This window comes from Bacillus sp. LR--39 (assembly GCF_053613335.1).
Map to the genome: position 1 here is coordinate 1 of NZ_JBSIOT010001377.1, position 559 is coordinate 559.

Here is a 559-nt window from a genome sequence, read left to right on the forward strand (position 1 = left end):
TGTTGAGCCTGTGAACGTGATTTTGCGGATTTTCGGACTGCTTGTGAACACATTTCCGATTTCTTCTCCATCGCCGATTACAACCTGAAGAACATCCTTCGGAATGCCCGCTTCATATGCGAGGCGTGCTAGTTCATAAGCAGACAGCGGTGTGTCCGGCGCCGGCTTGATGATAAATGTACAGCCAGCGGCAAGAGCAGGCGCCGCTTTGCGTGTAATCATCGCATTCGGGAAATTCCAGGGCGTGATAGCTGCAACGGGGCCGACCGGCTGGCGTGTGACAACAATTCGTTTACCCGTTGTCGGGGCCGGGACCGTTCTTCCGTACACACGCTTCGCTTCTTCTGCGAACCATTCAATATAGCCTGCACCGTAAAGTACCTCGCCGACTGCTTCCTGGTAAGGTTTTCCGTTTTCCTTTGTAATTAAATCTGCAAGTTCTTCTTTATGTTCAACAATCAGCTCATACCATTTTTTCAAAAGAGACGCTCTTTCGTTCGCTGATGTTTTAGACCACGTTTTAAACGCTTGATGTGAACGTTCAATGGCTTCTTCTACT

General features: G+C 49.0%; 1 pseudogene. It reads right to left on the reverse strand.

Annotation, left to right across the window (positions count from 1 at the left end):
- Window positions 1-559 (reverse strand): annotated as a pseudogene (gene gabD, locus ACWHAR_RS30590) (succinate-semialdehyde dehydrogenase); the annotation flags it as partial.